The sequence below is a fragment of the Nonomuraea sp. NPDC005650 genome (genome assembly GCF_040605375.1).
GTDB lineage: Bacteria > Actinomycetota > Actinomycetes > Streptosporangiales > Streptosporangiaceae > Nonomuraea.
The window spans coordinates 201,819-217,977 of record NZ_JBEXCR010000018.1 but is presented as its reverse complement, the minus strand read 5'-3'; the positions used below and the strand labels follow the sequence as shown (position 1 = coordinate 217,977).

16 protein-coding genes are annotated in these 16,159 nt (G+C 70.0%); 11 read left to right on the top strand and 5 right to left on the bottom strand.

Features of this window, described 5'->3' with window-relative positions; all coding sequences use genetic code 11:
* Positions 1 to 27 precede the first annotated feature (27 nt).
* The 8 genes from ABZS69_RS30370 to tsaD all read left to right on the top strand — a co-directional run bounded on the left by ABZS69_RS30370 (position 28) and on the right by tsaD (position 6,037).
* Entirely contained in the window at positions 28 to 1,080 is a 1,053-nt protein-coding gene (locus ABZS69_RS30370; protein ID WP_355378562.1) for an alpha/beta hydrolase, read from the top strand.
* A complete protein-coding gene (gene tsaE, locus ABZS69_RS30365) occupies positions 1,077 to 1,535 on the top strand; it encodes a tRNA (adenosine(37)-N6)-threonylcarbamoyltransferase complex ATPase subunit type 1 TsaE (RefSeq protein WP_355378561.1) in 459 nt (152 codons plus the stop codon). The genes ABZS69_RS30370 and tsaE overlap by 4 nt, the downstream gene beginning before the upstream one ends.
* Positions 1,536 to 1,703: 168 nt before the next feature.
* A complete protein-coding gene (locus tag ABZS69_RS30360; RefSeq protein ID WP_355378559.1) occupies positions 1,704 to 2,369 on the top strand; it encodes a hypothetical protein in 666 nt (221 codons plus the stop codon).
* Positions 2,370 to 2,371: 2 nt separating this feature from the next.
* Entirely contained in the window at positions 2,372 to 2,908 is a 537-nt protein-coding gene (locus ABZS69_RS30355; RefSeq protein WP_355378558.1) for a class F sortase, read from the top strand.
* A 44-nt stretch (positions 2,909 to 2,952) separates the two neighbouring features.
* Positions 2,953 to 3,882 carry an aminoglycoside phosphotransferase family protein gene (locus ABZS69_RS30350; RefSeq protein ID WP_355378556.1) on the top strand — a complete coding sequence of 310 codons (930 nt, stop codon included), beginning with the start codon at positions 2,953 to 2,955 and terminating at the stop codon, positions 3,880 to 3,882.
* Positions 3,883 to 3,925: 43 nt separating this feature from the next.
* Positions 3,926 to 4,570 (top strand): tRNA (adenosine(37)-N6)-threonylcarbamoyltransferase complex dimerization subunit type 1 TsaB, encoded by a 645-nt coding sequence (gene tsaB, locus ABZS69_RS30345; RefSeq protein ID WP_355378554.1) that lies wholly within the window; start codon positions 3,926 to 3,928, stop codon positions 4,568 to 4,570.
* Between the two features lie 11 nt (positions 4,571 to 4,581).
* The gene (gene rimI, locus ABZS69_RS30340; RefSeq protein WP_355378552.1) at positions 4,582 to 5,013 is read left to right on the top strand and encodes a ribosomal protein S18-alanine N-acetyltransferase; all 432 of its coding nucleotides are present in this window, start codon (positions 4,582 to 4,584) and stop codon (positions 5,011 to 5,013) included.
* A complete protein-coding gene (tsaD, locus tag ABZS69_RS30335; RefSeq protein ID WP_355378550.1) occupies positions 5,006 to 6,037 on the top strand; it encodes a tRNA (adenosine(37)-N6)-threonylcarbamoyltransferase complex transferase subunit TsaD in 1,032 nt (343 codons plus the stop codon). The genes rimI and tsaD overlap by 8 nt, the downstream gene beginning before the upstream one ends.
* Before the next feature lie 310 nt (positions 6,038 to 6,347).
* On the opposite strand, the gene ABZS69_RS30330 is transcribed toward tsaD, so the two are convergent.
* Positions 6,348 to 8,336, bottom strand: coding sequence for a hypothetical protein (locus tag ABZS69_RS30330; protein ID WP_355378548.1), 1,989 nt, complete (start codon positions 8,334 to 8,336; stop codon positions 6,348 to 6,350).
* A gap of 184 nt (positions 8,337 to 8,520) precedes the next feature.
* Positions 8,521 to 9,783: a class I SAM-dependent methyltransferase gene (locus ABZS69_RS30325; protein WP_355378547.1), complete on the bottom strand. Its 1,263-nt coding sequence runs from the start codon at positions 9,781 to 9,783 to the stop codon at positions 8,521 to 8,523.
* A gap of 250 nt (positions 9,784 to 10,033) precedes the next feature.
* Here ABZS69_RS30325 and groES point away from each other — a divergent pair, with 250 nt between their 5' ends.
* On the top strand, positions 10,034 to 10,348 hold the full coding sequence (gene groES, locus ABZS69_RS30320; RefSeq protein WP_197093639.1) for a co-chaperone GroES: 315 nt from the start codon (positions 10,034 to 10,036) through the stop codon (positions 10,346 to 10,348).
* Positions 10,349 to 10,421: 73 nt separating this feature from the next.
* A complete protein-coding gene (groL, locus tag ABZS69_RS30315; protein ID WP_355378545.1) occupies positions 10,422 to 12,041 on the top strand; it encodes a chaperonin GroEL in 1,620 nt (539 codons plus the stop codon).
* Between the two features lie 93 nt (positions 12,042 to 12,134).
* Here groL and ABZS69_RS30310 read toward each other — a convergent pair whose 3' ends face one another.
* The gene (locus ABZS69_RS30310; protein WP_355378544.1) at positions 12,135 to 13,343 is read right to left on the bottom strand and encodes a sialidase family protein; all 1,209 of its coding nucleotides are present in this window, start codon (positions 13,341 to 13,343) and stop codon (positions 12,135 to 12,137) included.
* A 647-nt stretch (positions 13,344 to 13,990) separates the two neighbouring features.
* Between ABZS69_RS30310 and ABZS69_RS30305 the strand changes: the two genes are divergently transcribed.
* A complete protein-coding gene (locus ABZS69_RS30305) occupies positions 13,991 to 14,626 on the top strand; it encodes a sigma-70 family RNA polymerase sigma factor (RefSeq protein ID WP_132334441.1) in 636 nt (211 codons plus the stop codon).
* A gap of 109 nt (positions 14,627 to 14,735) precedes the next feature.
* On the opposite strand, the gene ABZS69_RS30300 is transcribed toward ABZS69_RS30305, so the two are convergent.
* A complete protein-coding gene (locus ABZS69_RS30300) occupies positions 14,736 to 15,113 on the bottom strand; it encodes a DUF5319 domain-containing protein (RefSeq protein ID WP_192789930.1) in 378 nt (125 codons plus the stop codon).
* Between the two features lie 39 nt (positions 15,114 to 15,152).
* Positions 15,153 to 16,142 carry a LuxR C-terminal-related transcriptional regulator gene (locus ABZS69_RS30295; protein WP_355378542.1) on the bottom strand — a complete coding sequence of 330 codons (990 nt, stop codon included), beginning with the start codon at positions 16,140 to 16,142 and terminating at the stop codon, positions 15,153 to 15,155.
* Between the last annotated feature and the right edge of the window lie 17 nt (positions 16,143 to 16,159).

Genomic DNA, 16,159 nt, shown 5'->3' with positions numbered 1-16,159 from the left:
GGGCATGAGCGGAGAAGGATCGGGGAGATGACGACGACAACACGGCGCAGGGTAGGCATCGCCGGCGCGCTCGTCGGTGCGGCTTCCGCCGGCGTCGCGGCGGCGGCTCTGGCCAAGCGGTACGCGGTCGGCCGGATCAGGCTGCGCCCCGACGCCGAGGCCAGCGAGCCGTTCGGCGAGCTGCGGGGCAGGGAGCGCACGCTCGTCACCTCCGACGGCAAGGCGCTGCACATCGAGATCGACGGGCCGGACGACGCCGAATTGACCGTCGTCTTCTGCCACGGCTACTGCCTCAACCTGGAGTCCTGGCACTACCAGCGCAAGGACCTGCGCGAAAACTACCGCATGGTGCTGTGGGACCAGCGTTCCCACGGGCGCTCGCAGCGCGCGGGCGCCGACGGCAGCACGATCGACCGGCTGGGCGCCGACCTGGCCGAAGTGATCGAGCAGTACGTGCCGGGCCCGTGCGTGCTGGTCGGCCACTCCATGGGCGGCATGACCATCATGGCGCTGGCCGACAGCCACCCCGAGCTGTTCGAGGACAAGATCCGCGGCGTGGCGCTCATTGCCACCTCGGCGGGCAAGCTGGCCGAGCTCACGCTGGGCCTGCCCGCGATGCTGTCCAAGGCCGTGCACAAGATCGCCCCGTCCACGATCTCGATCCTGGGCAAGGGCGGCGCACTGGTCGACCGCACCCGCAGCGCGGGCAGCGACATCGCGTTCCTCATGACCCGCTACATGGGCTTCGGCGACTCCAAGAACGTCAGCCCGACCGTGGTCGACTTCGCCGAGTCGATGATCAGGGCGACGCCGACCGAGGTGTTCGCCGACTTCTACCCGGCGCTGATGAACCACGACAAGCTCTCCGCGCTCGACGTCCTCGCCCCGGTGCCCACCGCGATCATGGTGGGCGAGCGCGACTGGCTCACCCCGCCCGACCACAGCAAGGCCATCGCCGCCGCGCTGCCCAAGGCGCAGCTCACCGAGGTGCCCGACACGTCCCACCTCATCCAGCTGGAGCGGCCGGGCGTCGTCAACGACGCGCTGCGCGACCTGATCAAGAGGGTGGAGATGCAGTGAGGCTGGCGACCGCCGAGGACATGCGCGCGTACGGCGCCCGCCTGGCCGGGCGACTGCGCGCCGGAGACCTGCTCGTCCTGTCGGGCGCGCTCGGCGCCGGCAAGACCACGCTCGTGCAGGGCATCGCCGAAGGGCTCAAAGTGCGGGGCCCGATCACCTCGCCCACGTTCGTGATCGCCCGGGTGCACCCTTCGCTGCGCCAGGGGCCGCCGCTCGTGCACGTGGACGCCTACCGGCTGGGCGGCGACCTGGAGGTGGACGACCTCGACCTCGACGCCTCGCTGGAAGACTCCGTCACCGTCGTGGAGTGGGGCGAGGGGCTGGTCGAGGGGCTGGCCGACGACCGGCTGGAGATCCACATCGACCGCGAGGCGGGCGAGGAGGCCCGCATTGTCACCCTGCGCGGCGTGGGTCCGCGATGGGCCGACACGCCGTCTGAGCCGGTAGAAGGCTAAAACCGCAGTCAATTTTCGGCAATACTGGCACCCTTGACGTACCCGGCCAAAGACATAAATCATGATCGTTGGTCAGGGATTGGCCCAGATTTTCTGGGTATCAGGAGGGGCAACATCCATATTTCCGATGGATGCTGGATTGTACGACGGCGGAGTGGGGTGCGGCCGGTGCTCAGGGTCAGGCGAGTCGCGTACGCGGGAGCCATCGTCATGGTCGGTCTGACCGGCTGCACGGCCTCCGCCGACACAAATCCAACAGGCACGCCGACCCCCACAGCCAGCGGCACGGCCGCCCCGACCGCCACGGGCAGCCCGCGGCCCACGACCACCAGGCAGACCATCTCGGTCCAGCTCAACCCCGACCGCGTCACCGCGGGCGAGACCTCCAAGGTGTGGATCCTGGCCAACTGCCCCGTGCCGACCGGCGGCCCGGCCCACACCGGCACCGGCACCTCGCGGGCGTTCGTCAACGGCGTCGTGCTCAACCCGGTCACCGGGGCCTCGGCGACCCCCACTGCGACCGCCACGTCCGCCAACGGCTCGCCCTGGGTGCGCGGTGAGGCGCAGGTCTCGGGAACGGTCCGGCGCGGCTCCTACCGGGTCGACGTCAAGTGCGACGGCACCAACGACATGGGCCGGGCCACGCTCAGGGTCGCCTCGGCCGAGGCCGTGCCGTCCACCGTGCCGAGCAAGGCGCCCAAGGCGGGCGGCGGCGGCACGTACGGGATGGACGAGAGCGACGACTCCTCGCTCCCGATCGGCCCCGCGGGTCTGCTGGTCGGCCTCGCCGTGGCCGCGGGCGTCGGCTACGCGGTCAAGCGCCGCAAGGCCTAGCGATGGCCCGTCCTGGACGGGTGGTGCTCGCCGGCGCCGCCACGGGTCTGCTGCTGGTCGCGTTCGGCAAGGGCATGCAGACCGGCACCACGCCCACCGCGTCGATCGTGCCAGAAAGCATCGACATCCCCTCGATCGACGTCGACGCACCGCTCATGAAGCTCGGCCTGTCCAAGGACGGCGAGGTCGAGCTGCCCCCGTACGAGAAGCCGAAGCTCGCCGGCTGGTACTCCGGCAGCGCCGTGCCCGGCGAGAAGGGCGCCTCGGTGATCATCGGCCACGTCGACACCAAGACGGCCCCCGCCGTGTTCTACAAGCTCAGGCAGTTACGCAAGGGCGAGACCGTCAAGGTCGAGCGCAGCGACGGCAAGGTCGTGAGCTTCAAGGTCGACGCGATCGAGCAGGTGCACAAGGACAGCTTCCCCACCAGGCGCGTGTACCTGGAGGACGGCCTGAAGCTGGTCACCTGCGGCGGCAAGTTCGACTACGCCAAGGGCGAATACCTGGACAACATCATCGTGTACGCCTCCCGCGCCTGAAAACGGTTTGCGGGCCCCCACCCGGCTTCCGGGACGATGGGGGCGTGAGCGTAGACACCAACCCGCCCGCGACCGGTGTGCGCGTGCCCTGGGAGAGCGTGCACCCCCAGGTGCGCGCGGCGATCGAGGACTTCCTCGGGGCGCGCGTGACCGAGGCGGTCACCCAGCCGGGCGGCTTCTCGCCGGCGGCCGCAGTCCGGCTGCGCGCGGCGAACGGCAGGCGCGCCTTCGTCAAGGCCGTCGGCCCCGAGCCGAACGCCGACAGCGTCCGCATCTACCGCGCCGAGCTGGAGATCGCCGCCGCGCTGCCGGAGTCCGTGCCCGCGCCCAGGATGTTGACCGGCTTCGAGCTGGAGGGCTGGGTCGCGCTGGTCTTCGAGGACATCGAGGGCGAGCATCCCGAGCTGCCGTGGCGGCAGGACCAGCTCGACCGGGTGCTCGACGCCGTCAGGCGGATGTCGGCCGCGCTCACCCCGGCCCCGATCGCCGCGCCGCCCATAGCTGAGGCCCTCGACTCCTCGTTCCGCGGCTGGCGCGACCTGCTGGAGGAGGACACCGACGGGCTCGACCCGTGGGCGCTGCGCCACCTCGGCGAGCTGGCCGAACTCGAGTCCGGCTGGGCCGCGGCGGCGGCGGGCGACACCCTGCTCCACAGGGACCTGCGGGCCGACAACGTCCTGCTCAGCGGCGACCGCGTCTACGTCGTGGACTGGCCGTGGGCCTGCGTGGGCGCGCCCTGGTTCGATCTGGTCTGCATGCTGCCGTCGATCGGCATGCAGGGCGGGCCGATGCCGCACGAGCTGTTCACCGATCCCGATCCCGCGGTGACCGCGGTGGTCGCCGGGCTCACCGGCTACTTCGTCCGTCACGGCCGCCTGCCGGACCCGCCGGGACTGCCCACGGTCAGGGCGTTCCAGCGGGCGCAGGGGGTGGTCGCGCTCGACTGGCTCAAGCGTCGTACGGGCTGGTCTTGACTTTTGGAGGCGGCGGGCCGTACGGCGGGTAGGCTAGACAGCCGTGCTGGTCCTGGCCTTTGATACCGCGACACCCGCCGTCACCGCCGCGCTTCATGACGGTGGACGGGTGCTCGCCGAGCACACGACGATCGACGCCCGGCGTCACGGCGAGTTGCTCGTCCCCACCATCGAACGCGTGCTGGAAGAGGCGGGCGCGGCGCTGCGCGACGTGACCGCCGTCGTGGCGGGCAGCGGCCCCGGCCCCTACACCGGGCTGCGGGTCGGGCTGATGACCGCGCAGGGGCTCGCCACCACGCTGGGCGTCCCCGCGTACGGCATCTGCACGCTCGACGCCGTCGCCTACGGCAGCGGGCTCGCCGAGGCGTTCCTGGCGGCCACCGACGCGCGGCGCAAAGAGGTGTTCTGGGCGCGCTACGCCGACATGCGCACCAGGGTCGACGGGCCCTTCGTCGACCGGCCCGCCGACGTGCCCGTCGCGGGCCTGCCGGTCGTGGGCGCCGGCGCCGGGCTCTACCCCGAGCTCCTCGGCGAGAGCGACGCGCCCCCCTATCCCTACGCCGGGGCCCTGGCCGCCCTCGCGGCCGAGCGGCTCGCCCAGGGCACGCCGCTCGACCCGCCCCGCCCGATCTACCTGCGCAGGCCCGACGCCGTCGTGCCGGGAGCGCCCAAGCGGGTGACGGCGTGATACTCAGGCCGATGACCGAGGCCGACCTGCCGGCGGTCATGGCGATCGAGCGGGCCACGTTCCCGCTCGACGCGTGGAGTGAAGGCATGATGCGCGGCGAGCTGGCCGACATGCCACGCTCGCGCCACTACGTGGTGGTCGTCGTGGACGACGAGATCATCGGCTACGCCGGGCTCGCCTCCGCGGCCGACCAGGCCGACGTGCAGACCATCGCGGTGCTGGAGAAGCACCAGGGCACAGGCATCGGCGGCGCCCTGCTGACCGCGCTGCTGGCCGAGGCGGGCCGCAGGCGCGCAAGGGAGATCTTCCTGGAAGTACGCGCCGACAACCCGCGCGCGCAGGCCGTCTACCGGCATTACGGGTTCGAGGAGATCGGCACCCGCCGCCGCTACTACGACGACGGCACCGACGCGCTCATGATGAGAAGGAATCTTGATGACTGACGAACCACTGGTCCTGGGCATCGAGACCTCCTGCGACGAGACCGGCATCGGCATCGTCAGGGGCCACACCCTGCTGGCCAACACGATCGCCTCCAGCATGGACGAGCACGCCCGCTACGGCGGAGTGGTGCCCGAGGTGGCCTCGCGCGCCCACCTGGAGGCCATGACGCCGACCGTGGAGGCCGCGCTGGCCGAGGCCGGCCTGAAGTTCTCCGACATCGACGCCATCGCCGTCACCGCGGGCCCGGGGCTGGCGGGGGCGCTGCTGGTGGGCGTGGCCGCCGCCAAGTCCTACGCGCTGGGCCTCGGCGTCCCCCTCTACGGCGTCAACCACCTGGCCGCCCACGTGGCCGTCGACCAGCTCGAACACGGGCCGCTGCCCAAGCCGTGCATCGCCCTGCTCGTGTCGGGCGGCCACTCGTCGCTGCTGCTCGTGCCCGACGTGGCCGCGGACGTGATCTCGCTCGGCTCGACGGTCGACGACGCGGCCGGCGAGGCGTTCGACAAGGTCGCGCGGGTGCTCGGGCTGCCGTTCCCCGGCGGCCCGCACATCGACCGGGCGGCGCGCGACGGCGCGGGCGCGGCGATCGCGTTCCCGCGCGGCAAGATCGACGACGGGACGCTCGACTTCTCCTTCTCCGGGCTCAAGACGGCCGTGGCGCGCTGGGTCGAGGCCCGCGAGGCGTCCGGGCAGTCGATCCACGTGCCCGACGTGGCCGCCTCGTTCCAGGAGGCCGTGGTCGACGTGCTGACCCGCAAGGCGCTGCAGGCGTGCCGGAAGTACGACGTGCACGACCTGCTGATCGGCGGTGGCGTGGCGGCCAACTCGCGGCTGCGCGCGCTGGCCCAGGAGCGGTGCGACGCGGCCGGCGTACGGCTGCGCGTGCCCCGGCCCGGGCTGTGCACCGACAACGGCGCGATGGTCGCCGCCCTGGGCTCCGACCTGGTCGCGGCCGGGATCATGCCGTCGACGCTGGAGATCCCGGCCGACTCCTCGCTGCCGATCACGACCGTTCACGTGTGAGCGCCGCCGTCTGGGCGTGCCTCCGCGGTCGTCGCGCTGCCTTTCCCGCCGAAGGCGCCGTGGCGCTCGGTGGGCGTGCCTTCGGTGGCGCGCGCTCAGGAGGCCGTGAAGGCCCTGAGGCCGTGTCCACGACTCCAGGTGGCGCTCGCCGCGTCCCGGCGCTCCCCGGGCGACCTCGGGCGCGGTGAGGGACTCCGGTTCGTGAGGGCCCTGGCCGAAATGTGGCGAGCCGTGCCCTTCGGCGGCACGGCCGCCGGGGCCATGTGCCGAAGGGCACGGCTGAAAGTCGCCCTCGGGATGGGTCAGACGGTCAGTCCTTGGCCCTGGTGGGGCGCAGCAGGGCCTCGGCCAGCGCCAGCATGGTCTCCTCCAGGGCGCCCAGCCGCTTGGTGAGGTCGTCGGTCGCGGGCTGGACGATGCCGGTGACCGTCTGCGTGAGCTGGTCGTGGTCGGGACGCGACGTGACCAGCTCGGTGAGCGCGCTCGCGGCGGCGGTCAGGCGCTCGGCCTGCTCTCCGGCGTGCGCCTGGAGCAGCTCGCTCTGGCCCGCCAGGGCCTCGGGGAGCCGGCCCACGCGCTCGCTGACGGTCTCGATGCGGTCGTCGACGGACTCCAGGTGGGCGCTGGTCTGCTCGGCGCGGGTGGCCAGGCCGTTGAGGTGGGTGTCGAGGCCGTTGAAGCGGGTGTCGAGGCCGTCGAAGCGGCTGCCCAGGTGCTCCTCGGCCTCGACCAGGCGCTCGTCGATGGAGTCGATCTGGGTGTCGAGCTTGTTGAAGCGGCCCTCGTTGCGCGTGGACAGCTCGCCGAGGCGCTGGTCGGAGGTGCCCATGTGCTCGTCGAGGGCGCCGAAGCGGGCGTCGATGCGTACGTCGAGCGCGTCGAACCTGTCGTCGTGGCGGCCGAGGTGGCCGTCCACGGTGCCCAGGCGCTTGTCCACGCCGCCGAGCTGGTTGTCCACGGACAGGAGCCGCTTGTCGACGCCGGCCATCCTGCCGTCGAGGCCGTCGAGCCTGGTGTCGATGTCGGCCAGGCACTCGTCGGCGGACTCCAGGCGGCTGTCGAAGCCGGTGAGCCTGGAGTCGAGGCCCGTGAGCCTGCCCTCCACCCGGTCGAGCCGGGCGTCCACGCCGCTGAGCCGGGCGCTCAGGCGCTGCTCGCTCTCGCCGAGCTGGACGGCGAGGTGCTGGTCGGCCTCGTCGAGCCGGGCGGTGAGCCGCAGCTCGACGTCGGACAGGCGGCTGCCGAGCTGCTCGTCGGACTCCTTGAGGCGGCTGGCCAGCCGCTCGTCCGCCTCGACGAGGCTGGTGGCCAGGCGCTGGTCGGTCTCGTCCATCCGGGCGGTCAGCCGCTGACCGGTCTGGTCGAGGCGGTCGGAGAGCCGCTGGCCGGTCTGGTCGAGCCGGCTGGAGAGCCGCTGGTCGGTTTCGTCGAGCCGGCTGGAGAGCCGATCGTCGGTCTCGTCGAGCCGGACCGTGAGCCGCTGGTCGGTGGCGTCCAGGCGGGCCGTCAGCTGTTGGTCGGTGGCGTCGAACCGGGCCGTGAGCCGCTGGTCGGTGGCGTCCAGGCGGGTGGTGAGGTGCTGGTCGGCCTCGTCGAGGCGGCCGGCCAGCCGCCGGTCCGTCTCGTCCATCCGGACGGTGAGCTGCTGGTCCTGCTCGTCCAGCCGGGTGGTGAGGTGGTCCGACAGGTCGCCGACCGCGATCTCGACCCGGTCGGTACGGGTGTTCAGGTCGGCCATCGACTTGTCGAGCCTGGTGAAGCGGCTCGCGGCGGCCTCCATGCTGGTGTTGAGCGTGGCCAGCTTGGCGGTGAAGTCGGACATGCCTTTGGTGAGGCCGCTCGTGGTGTCGAGCACCGTCTGCAGGCGGGTGAGCGCCTCGTCCACGCCCTCGCCCATCGTGCCCAGGTCGGCCCGCAGGTCGGGCAGGCCGGCCACGGGGGCGACGCGGGCGTCGATGTCTCCCACCCGCTCCCCGACGGCGTCCACGTGGTCGCGTACCGCCTCCACGTGCTGAGCCAGCCCCTCCGCCCACATCGGCGGCTTGGCGGTGATGTCGTCGAGCCGCCCGCTGACCGCCTGCAGCGTGCCGCTGAGGCCGCCGAGCTCGCGCTCGCGCACCTCGCGCAGCAGCCACTCCATGCCCTCAAGCCGCTGGCGGATCTCGTCCAGCACCGCCCCTTGCGTGCGCTGCTCGTACACATGATCCTGCGAGGCGCGCGCCAGCAGGTCCCGCATCCTCTCGGAGATGCCGGACTGGCCTCCTGCCTGGAGAAGGGTGGTGTGGTTGGAATGATCCACCGAAAGCTCCTTTGGCTCGCCGACGGTCTGCCGCGCAGCGGTGGGATAGGGCCGATTTTCAGATGAACAAGCGGGTACGCGGAAAACGCATTAGGGGAGAACTCCCGACCGCCCACCTTAGCCTCTCGATCAAGGTCCGTCAGGGGCGAATTGAAAGATCGAGGTTAACGGTTGAATGACCGGTTTAAGCAGGTGGAGAGGTGTCGCAGATGATGACCGATGGCTTGTCGAGGATCCGGGTAAGGATGATAGTTGCTGATTTATCGCCCTTTAGCCGGAGATCTGTGCGGAGGCGCTCGATGTCCACGGCGGAGCCACGCTTCTTGATGGTGACATTTCCGACTTGTCGCTCGCGGAGCGCGGCGCGCAGCCTTTTCCCCGAGAACGGGATAACGTCCTCGATTTCATATCTGCTCGCCCATGGGGTGTCGATCAGGTCGTCACCGGTGATGTAGGCGATCATCGGGTCGAGCAGGCGTCCGTTCACGATTTCCGACACCTCGCCCACGAGGTGCGCCCGGATGGCCGCGCCGTCCGGCTCGTAGACGTACCTGCCGGCCGGGCCGACCGGGGCCTCGGCTCCCGCGGCGGTCAGCGTGTGGCCGCCGGGCAGCAGGGTGGCGCGGCGCGGCGCCCCCTCCTGGCCGGTCCAGAGGACCGCCTCCTTGACCTCTCCCTTGTACGAGACCCACTCGGCCTCGGCGTCGCCGGGGATGAACTCGTACGGGATGCCCGGGGCGACCTTCACGCACGCCCGGGAGGCCCTGGCGACCAGGTCGAGCACCACCGGCCAGGGAGGGGAGTAGGCCATGGGGTCGAACGTCCTGCCCCGGCCCGTCCGCCTGGCCGGGTCGGCGAACAGCACGTCGTACTCCTCCGGCCGGACCTCGGCCGCGTCCCCCAGGGACACCGTCACCCTGTCGCCCAGCCCGAACGCGTCGGCGTTGGCCCTGGCCACCGCGACGGTCAGCGGGTCGGCGTCCACGGCGTCCACGGTGCAGCCGGCGCGGGCCAGCGCGAGGAGGTCGCCGCCGATGCCGCAACAGGCGTCCACGACCCTGAGCCCGTGCCGGACCGCCCTCGCGCCGCCGAGCCCTCGCGGGGGTGCGTCCGTGCTCATGAGCCCTTGCGCGGGTGCTCTCCCGGGGGTGCTCGTCCACATTCCGCCGGTCAGGCGGCGGGCGCGGTGGTCGGCGACCTCCATCCGCGTGGACTGCTCCAGGCCGTGCGGCGTGAAGTACATCCGCTCGGCGTCCTCGCCGAACTTGGCCCTGCCGCGCTCCCGCAGCCCCGCCTGGGTGAGGGCGGCGGAGGTGAGGGCGGCGTCGTACGTCCTGCGCAGCCTTGTGGCGGCGGCCACGGGGTCCGTGCCCACCAGCTCCCGGGCCTCCGCGAGCGCCCGCTGCCCGCGCGGGGTCAGCAGTTCGTCGAAGGCGTCAAGGTCCACATCACCCGACGTTAGCGCCATGTCCGACCCGGTCGGACCGTGGGCGTAACGTATCTGGAGGGGGGTAGCTTCGGTCTGATCGCTCTCAGCAGACGCGTTCGTGTTGACTGTCAAGCCCCTCTTGCATATGTTTCCTGTTGGCACTCTCCCCTTGAGAGTGCCAACGTGCGACGAGGCAGGTCTGACACCCGCGACGGCAGGCCCAGCTGGTCGCCTCTTCTAGATCATTCAAATCTGAAGGGGAGGTCCGATCGTGACGACCGCCACCAAGGTTCCCGTTAAGCCGCTCGGCGACCGCATTGTGGTTCAGCCGCTTGAGGCCGAGCAGACCACCGCTTCCGGCCTGGTCATCCCTGACACCGCCAAGGAGAAGCCGCAAGAGGGCAAGGTCCTCGCGGTGGGCCCGGGCAACTGGGATGAGGACGGCGACAAGCGGATTCCGCTCGACGTCTCTGAGGGCGACATCGTCCTCTACAGCAAGTACGGCGGCACCGAGGTCAAGTACGGCGGCGAGGAGTACCTCGTGCTCTCCGCCCGCGACGTTCTCGCGATCATCGAGAAGTAAGCCGGTTGTGTCGAGCCCCGGGCGCTCTTGAGGGCGGCCGGGGCTTTCGACGCTAGGAGAGGACTTTCAAGCAATGGCGAAGATCCTGGAGTTCGACGAGGGTGCCCGCCGCGCGCTCGAGCGCGGTGTGAACGCTCTCGCCGACGCCGTCAAGGTAACCCTCGGCCCGCGCGGCCGTAACGTCGTCATCGACAAGAAGTTCGGTGCGCCGACGATCACGAACGACGGTGTGACCATCGCTCGTGAGATCGAGCTGGAGGAGCGCTACGAGAACCTCGGCGCCCAGCTCGCCAAGGAAGTTGCCACCAAGACCAACGACATCGCGGGTGACGGCACCACCACCGCCACCGTCCTGGCCCAGGCCATGGTCCGCGAGGGTCTGCGCAACGTGGCCGCCGGCGCCTCGCCGCTGTCGCTCAAGCGCGGCATCGACAAGGCCGCCAAGGCGATCAGCGACAAGCTGCTCGACAGCGCCCGCGAGGTCGCCGACAAGAAGGAGATCGCCAACGTAGCCACGATCTCCGCTCAGGACGCGCAGATCGGCGACCTGATCGCCGAGGCGTTCGACAAGGTGGGCAAGGACGGTGTCCTCACCGTCGAAGAGTCCAACGCCATGGGCATGGAGCTCGAGTTCACCGAGGGCATGCAGTTCGACAAGGGCTACGTGTCGCAGTACATGGTGACCGACCCCGAGCGGATGGAGTCCGTCCTCGAGGACGCCTACATCCTGATCAACCAGGGCAAGATCGCCTCCATCGCGGACTTCCTGCCGCTGCTGGAGAAGATCGCCCAGACGAAGAAGGCGCTCCTCGTGATCGCCGAGGACGTCGAGGGTGAGGCCCTGGCCGTCCTGGTCACCAACAAGATCCGCGGCACCTTCACCTCCGTGGCCGTCAAGGCCCCGGGCTTCGGCGACCGCCGCAAGGCCATGCTGCAGGACATCGCCATCCTCACCGGCGGCCAGGTCGTCAGCGAGGAGGTCGGCCTCAAGCTGGAGCACGTCGGTCTCGAGGTGCTCGGCACGGCCCGCCGCGTCGTCGTCACGAAGGACAACACCACCATCGTCGACGGCGCCGGTGACCCGCAGGCCATCGAGGACCGCGTCAAGGAGATCAGGCTCGCCATCGAGCAGTCCGACTCCGACTGGGACCGCGAGAAGCTGCAGGAGCGCCTGGCCAAGCTCGCCGGCGGTGTGTGCGTGCTGCGCGTCGGCGCCGCCACCGAGGTGGAGCTGAAGGAGAAGAAGCACCGCCTCGAGGACGCGATCTCCGCGACGCGCGCCGCGATCGAGGAGGGCATCGTCTCCGGCGGTGGCTCCGCGCTGATCCACGTCTCCAAGAGCCTCGACGACCTCGGCCTGACGGGCGACGAGGCCACGGGTGTCGGCGTCGTGCGCCGCGCCCTGGTCGAGCCGGCCCGCTGGATCGCCGAGAACGCCGGTCTCGAGGGCTACGTGGTGACGCACAAGGTCGCCGAGCTGGAGGCCGGCCACGGTCTCAACGCCGCGACCGGCGAATACGGCGACCTGATCGCTCAGGGCGTCATCGACCCGGTCAAGGTCACGCGTTCGGCCGTCCAGAACGCCGCGTCGATCGCGGGCATGCTCCTCACGACCGAGGCGCTCGTGGTGGACAAGCCCGAGGAGGAGGCCCCGGCTGCCGGCGGGGGTCACGGTCACGGCCACGGCCACTGACCCGTCTCTTCGCTCGCCACGGCCCGCAACCCTCCTCGGGTGCGGGCCGTTCGGCATCTCGGGGAGGGGTCAGCGCAGGCCGATGGCGCTGGCTCAGCGCAGGCCGATGGCGCTCTCCCAGAACCAGTTCCAGCGGATCTCGTCCCGGAAGCGGTTCACGCCGGCCTCGTACAGGACGCCGATCGCGCCGTTGCCGAGGAGCGCCAGGTCGGAATATCCGGCGTGGTCGCCGTCGATCCGGACACCGGCGTTGTTGGTGGAGTTGTCGTAGTTCCGCCAGGTCGCGCCTTCGTCGAACGACGAGCGTACGTTCATGCCCACCGGGTTGTTGTCGGTCTTCGGGGTGGCGGGCGCGGACAGCAGGATCCGCGTGTAGGGGGCCTGGTCGCGCTGGCGCAGCAGGGCCGGGTGGGTGGGCGGAGCCGTGATCGCGCCGTCGGCCCGGAAATCGCCGTCGAAGGACTGGCCCCCGTCCGTGCTCACGCCCCGGGCCAGGCCGTGGACTGAGGTCTGGTCGTCGGGCACGGCGCCGTTGCGGGCGATCACGAGGATGCTGCCGTCGGCCCGCTCGACCAGGGTCTGCTCGCCCAGCTTCAGCACCGACTTGTCGTAGGTCGCGGTCGCGCCGATCCGCCAGGTCCCGCCGTGGTCGTCGCTGTAGATCAGCCGTACGCTCTGCGTGTCGCCCACGCTGAAGTAGACGGGCACCACCAGCCGCCCGTTGTGGGCGGGCCGCGTCAGCTGGATGCCGTGCCCCGGCCCCGTGGCGAACCAGTCCCCGGCGCCCGCGGGCGCCTTGATGACGCCCGACAGGTCCTCCGGGTCCGACCAGGTGCCGCCGTCGTCCGTGCTGACCTGGACCTTCGGCGTACGCGGCGTGGTCTGGGACGCGGTCGGCTCCGAGGTCGTGAACAGGAACACCGGCCCGCTGGAGTCCGCGACCACGGTCGCGTTCCCCTGGAGGGCCGCTCCGGTCTTGCTGGCCAGCACGACCCGGCTGCCGTCCCAGGTGACGCCGTTGTCCGTCGAGCGCCGCATGACGACGTCGAACGCGCCGTGGTCGCTGCAGTTGTTCTTGTTGCGCCGCTCGGCGAAGGCGAGCAGCACGTTGTTGCTGGTCTTCACGACCGCCGGCAGCCGGTAGCAGGTGGCCCCCTGCGATCCACTGGCGGGGATCGACTTCCACAGGGTCTGCTTGTGGAAGGTGTACGTGGGCGGCTGCGCGGCCGCCGCGGGTGACGCGGTGAGGGCCACGGTCATGACTGCCCCCATCGCTGCGGTGAACGTTCGTAATGTGCGCATCAATGCCTCCATTTACGCGTTCGCGGCCATGATCGTCTCACTGCTTGAAGGATCCGGGCCGTTTTCTCGATCTTCTGCTCTCGGATCATCTGTGCGGTACAGATGTTCACCTACATAGGCGATCAAGAGCGCGGTTCGGCGGTCCTCGGCCCGGCTTAGGTTCTCGGCGAGGAACCGGCAAGCGTGGGTGGCATGGAGACGGCCCTTGCTTTCAGCCCGGGGTGGCGCGGATGCGCGGCGAGCCCGGACCCGCCCCGGTCGATATCGATCTTCTGGCGATCCGCATGGCCGATCGCATTCGCACCGCCCGGCACGAAAGCGAGCACCCGGCCGGTGGCACCGGCATCGACGGCCGCTCGCGCTCTGCGATCAGGTGCGCGCGATCGGCGAGGAGCGGCCTGGGTGAGGTCGCGGGTTCGGCGCTTTGGGGGGAAGTGGGGGAAAAGGTGGATTATTGGAGTAAACCGGCAGGGGGTGATAGACGTCCGGGGTCTGACAATTGTCGTGCATTTCAGGTTATGGGATGAAACATAATGTCACTAGATAAGCCTTAGTGTGGTCATTTGATTACTGCCCGTTATCGTCGCTTCAATGTGACCAATCCGTAGCCGTTCGCCATGACGACAGGCCGGATCAGTGCGGGCATCATGCCTATCGTGAGCGAGGGAAGCGTCGCCGACGCCAAAATTGGGGTAAGGCTCGCGTCGAGACTTCCGGCACGGACGGATGACTCCGACCTTAGGGAACTGACGAGCCTCGCCGTGCAGGGAGATCGCAGTGCGATCGAATCCCTGCTCGGTGAGTTGCGTCCGATGGTGGTGCGGTATTGCCGCGCCCGGCTGGGCAGGGTTTCAGGGCAATATCACATTGCCGATGACGTAGCCCAGGAGGTGTGCATCGCGGTCCTGTCCGCGCTGCCGCGATACCGAGACATGGGGCGGCCGTTCGCCTCCTTCGTGTTCGGGATCGCCTCGCACAAAGTGGCCGACGCGCTGCGGAGTTCGGTGCGCTCGGCCGTACCGACTCAGGATCTGCCCGATGGGCCGGACGACGGGCCCGGGCCCGAGGAGACGGTGGTCCGCTACATCGAGGTCGAGCACGCGCGCAGGCTCCTGGCCAGGTTGCCCGAGAACCAGCGCGAGCTGCTGCTGTTGCGAGTGGTGTCGGGGTTGTCGGCCGAGGAGACCGGTAATGTACTCGGTATGTCACCGGGTGCAGTCCGTGTCGCCCAGCATCGGGCGCTGGCCAGGTTGCGGCAGATGGCCGAGCTGGAGTCGGCTTGACGCCAGAGGAAGAGACCGACGCGCTGCTCGACGCGCTCGGCCGTGGAGAGAGCCCTGACTCAGGCGATCCAGCCGTGCGGTTGCTGGCCGTGCTGCTCGATGATGTCGGTCAGCGGCGCTCCTCCGTGTCGATGACGCCGTCGACATAGCCTCTGGCGTACTCCCAGCTGACGTAGTCGGCTGGGTCCGGGTGAAAGGCCGGCTCGTGGACCTGCGGCTGGCCTTTCTCGATCATTTGTCGTAGGTTGCCGCGCAGCAGCTCCCAGTCGAAGAAGTGCTGCTCGCCGCATTCAGGGCAGTCGAGTACGAGACCCAGCACTCCCTGCGGTTCGAGCAGGGAGCGGAAGACCTCGACGTCAGCGAGGTCCGTGATGGCCTCGTCGCGTTCGGCCGCGGAGAGGGGTTCGGCGTCGTCGAGGGCGCCCATCGCCGAGGAAGGGTCGTTCGGGTCGTCCGCGAACGGGTCGCGGGGGACGTCTTCCAGCACCTTCCCACCATATGACCGAAGCGGCCCGAGCGGTGGACATTACCTCAGCCATCCGCGCCTGGCCGCCTCCACGCCGGCGTGGAAACGCGACTGAGCGCCCAGCTCGGACATGGCGTCCGCGAACCGCGCCCGGACCGTGCGCACCGAGACCCCCAGCTGGCGGGCTATGGAGTCGTCGCACATGCCCTGGGCGGCCAGGCGGAGAACCTGGACCATGCCGTCGCCCCTGCGGCCCCACGGCAGGGGCACGGCCCTGGTCCACAGCTCCCTGAACAGCGTGCGGAGCATGCCCACGACGATCGGCGTGCGTACGAGATAGAAGTTGTACGCGTGGTCGGGCAGGTTGCCGCCCCAGAACGGGGGCAGGCCCGCGACCTCGGGCCCAGCGGTCATGAACCAGCTCGGCACCCGGTCCAGCGTGCGTACCTTGCCGCCCGTCTCCAGCACCCGGGTGAGCTGGTCGCGTACGCCGGGCAAAACCAGGGTCGAAACCGGAATGATCGCGTGAACCGTGAGAAGTTTTCGTTCTTGCGCGTCAATCCAGAGTTCCGCAAATTTGCGCGCAAAATCAATCATCGTGCGTTCGTCGGGAACCGCCGTCAGTAATTCCATCGGCGGAGATTGCACGGCCATGCCGACCACGCTCTCGTACAACACGTCGGCCCCGTTGACCATCTCCACCGTGAAGGTGCCGCTCTGGTAGTCGCGGCCGGCGTCGTAGTCGCGGATCAGCGTCCGGATGGAGCCGAGCGCCGAGTCGATCCTGCGGCTCTCCTCCGCCAGCCGGTCGAGCCGCTCGGCGATCACCCTGCCGAGGGCCGCGGCCGGGTGCCTGGCCAGGTACTGCCCGGACTGCTCGTCGATCACGCCCAGCTTGACGAGGTCGTCGAGCTGGCGGCCGACCTTCTCGATAGGACCGTCCATGGCCTGTGCGAGATCGGTCCGGGTCGCCCGGTGCAGGCGCAGGACCGCCGTGTACACCGCGCTCTGCGCCGGGTCGAGGCCCAACGTCTCGAAAGGATCAGGCATGGTACGGGGCTCGTTGC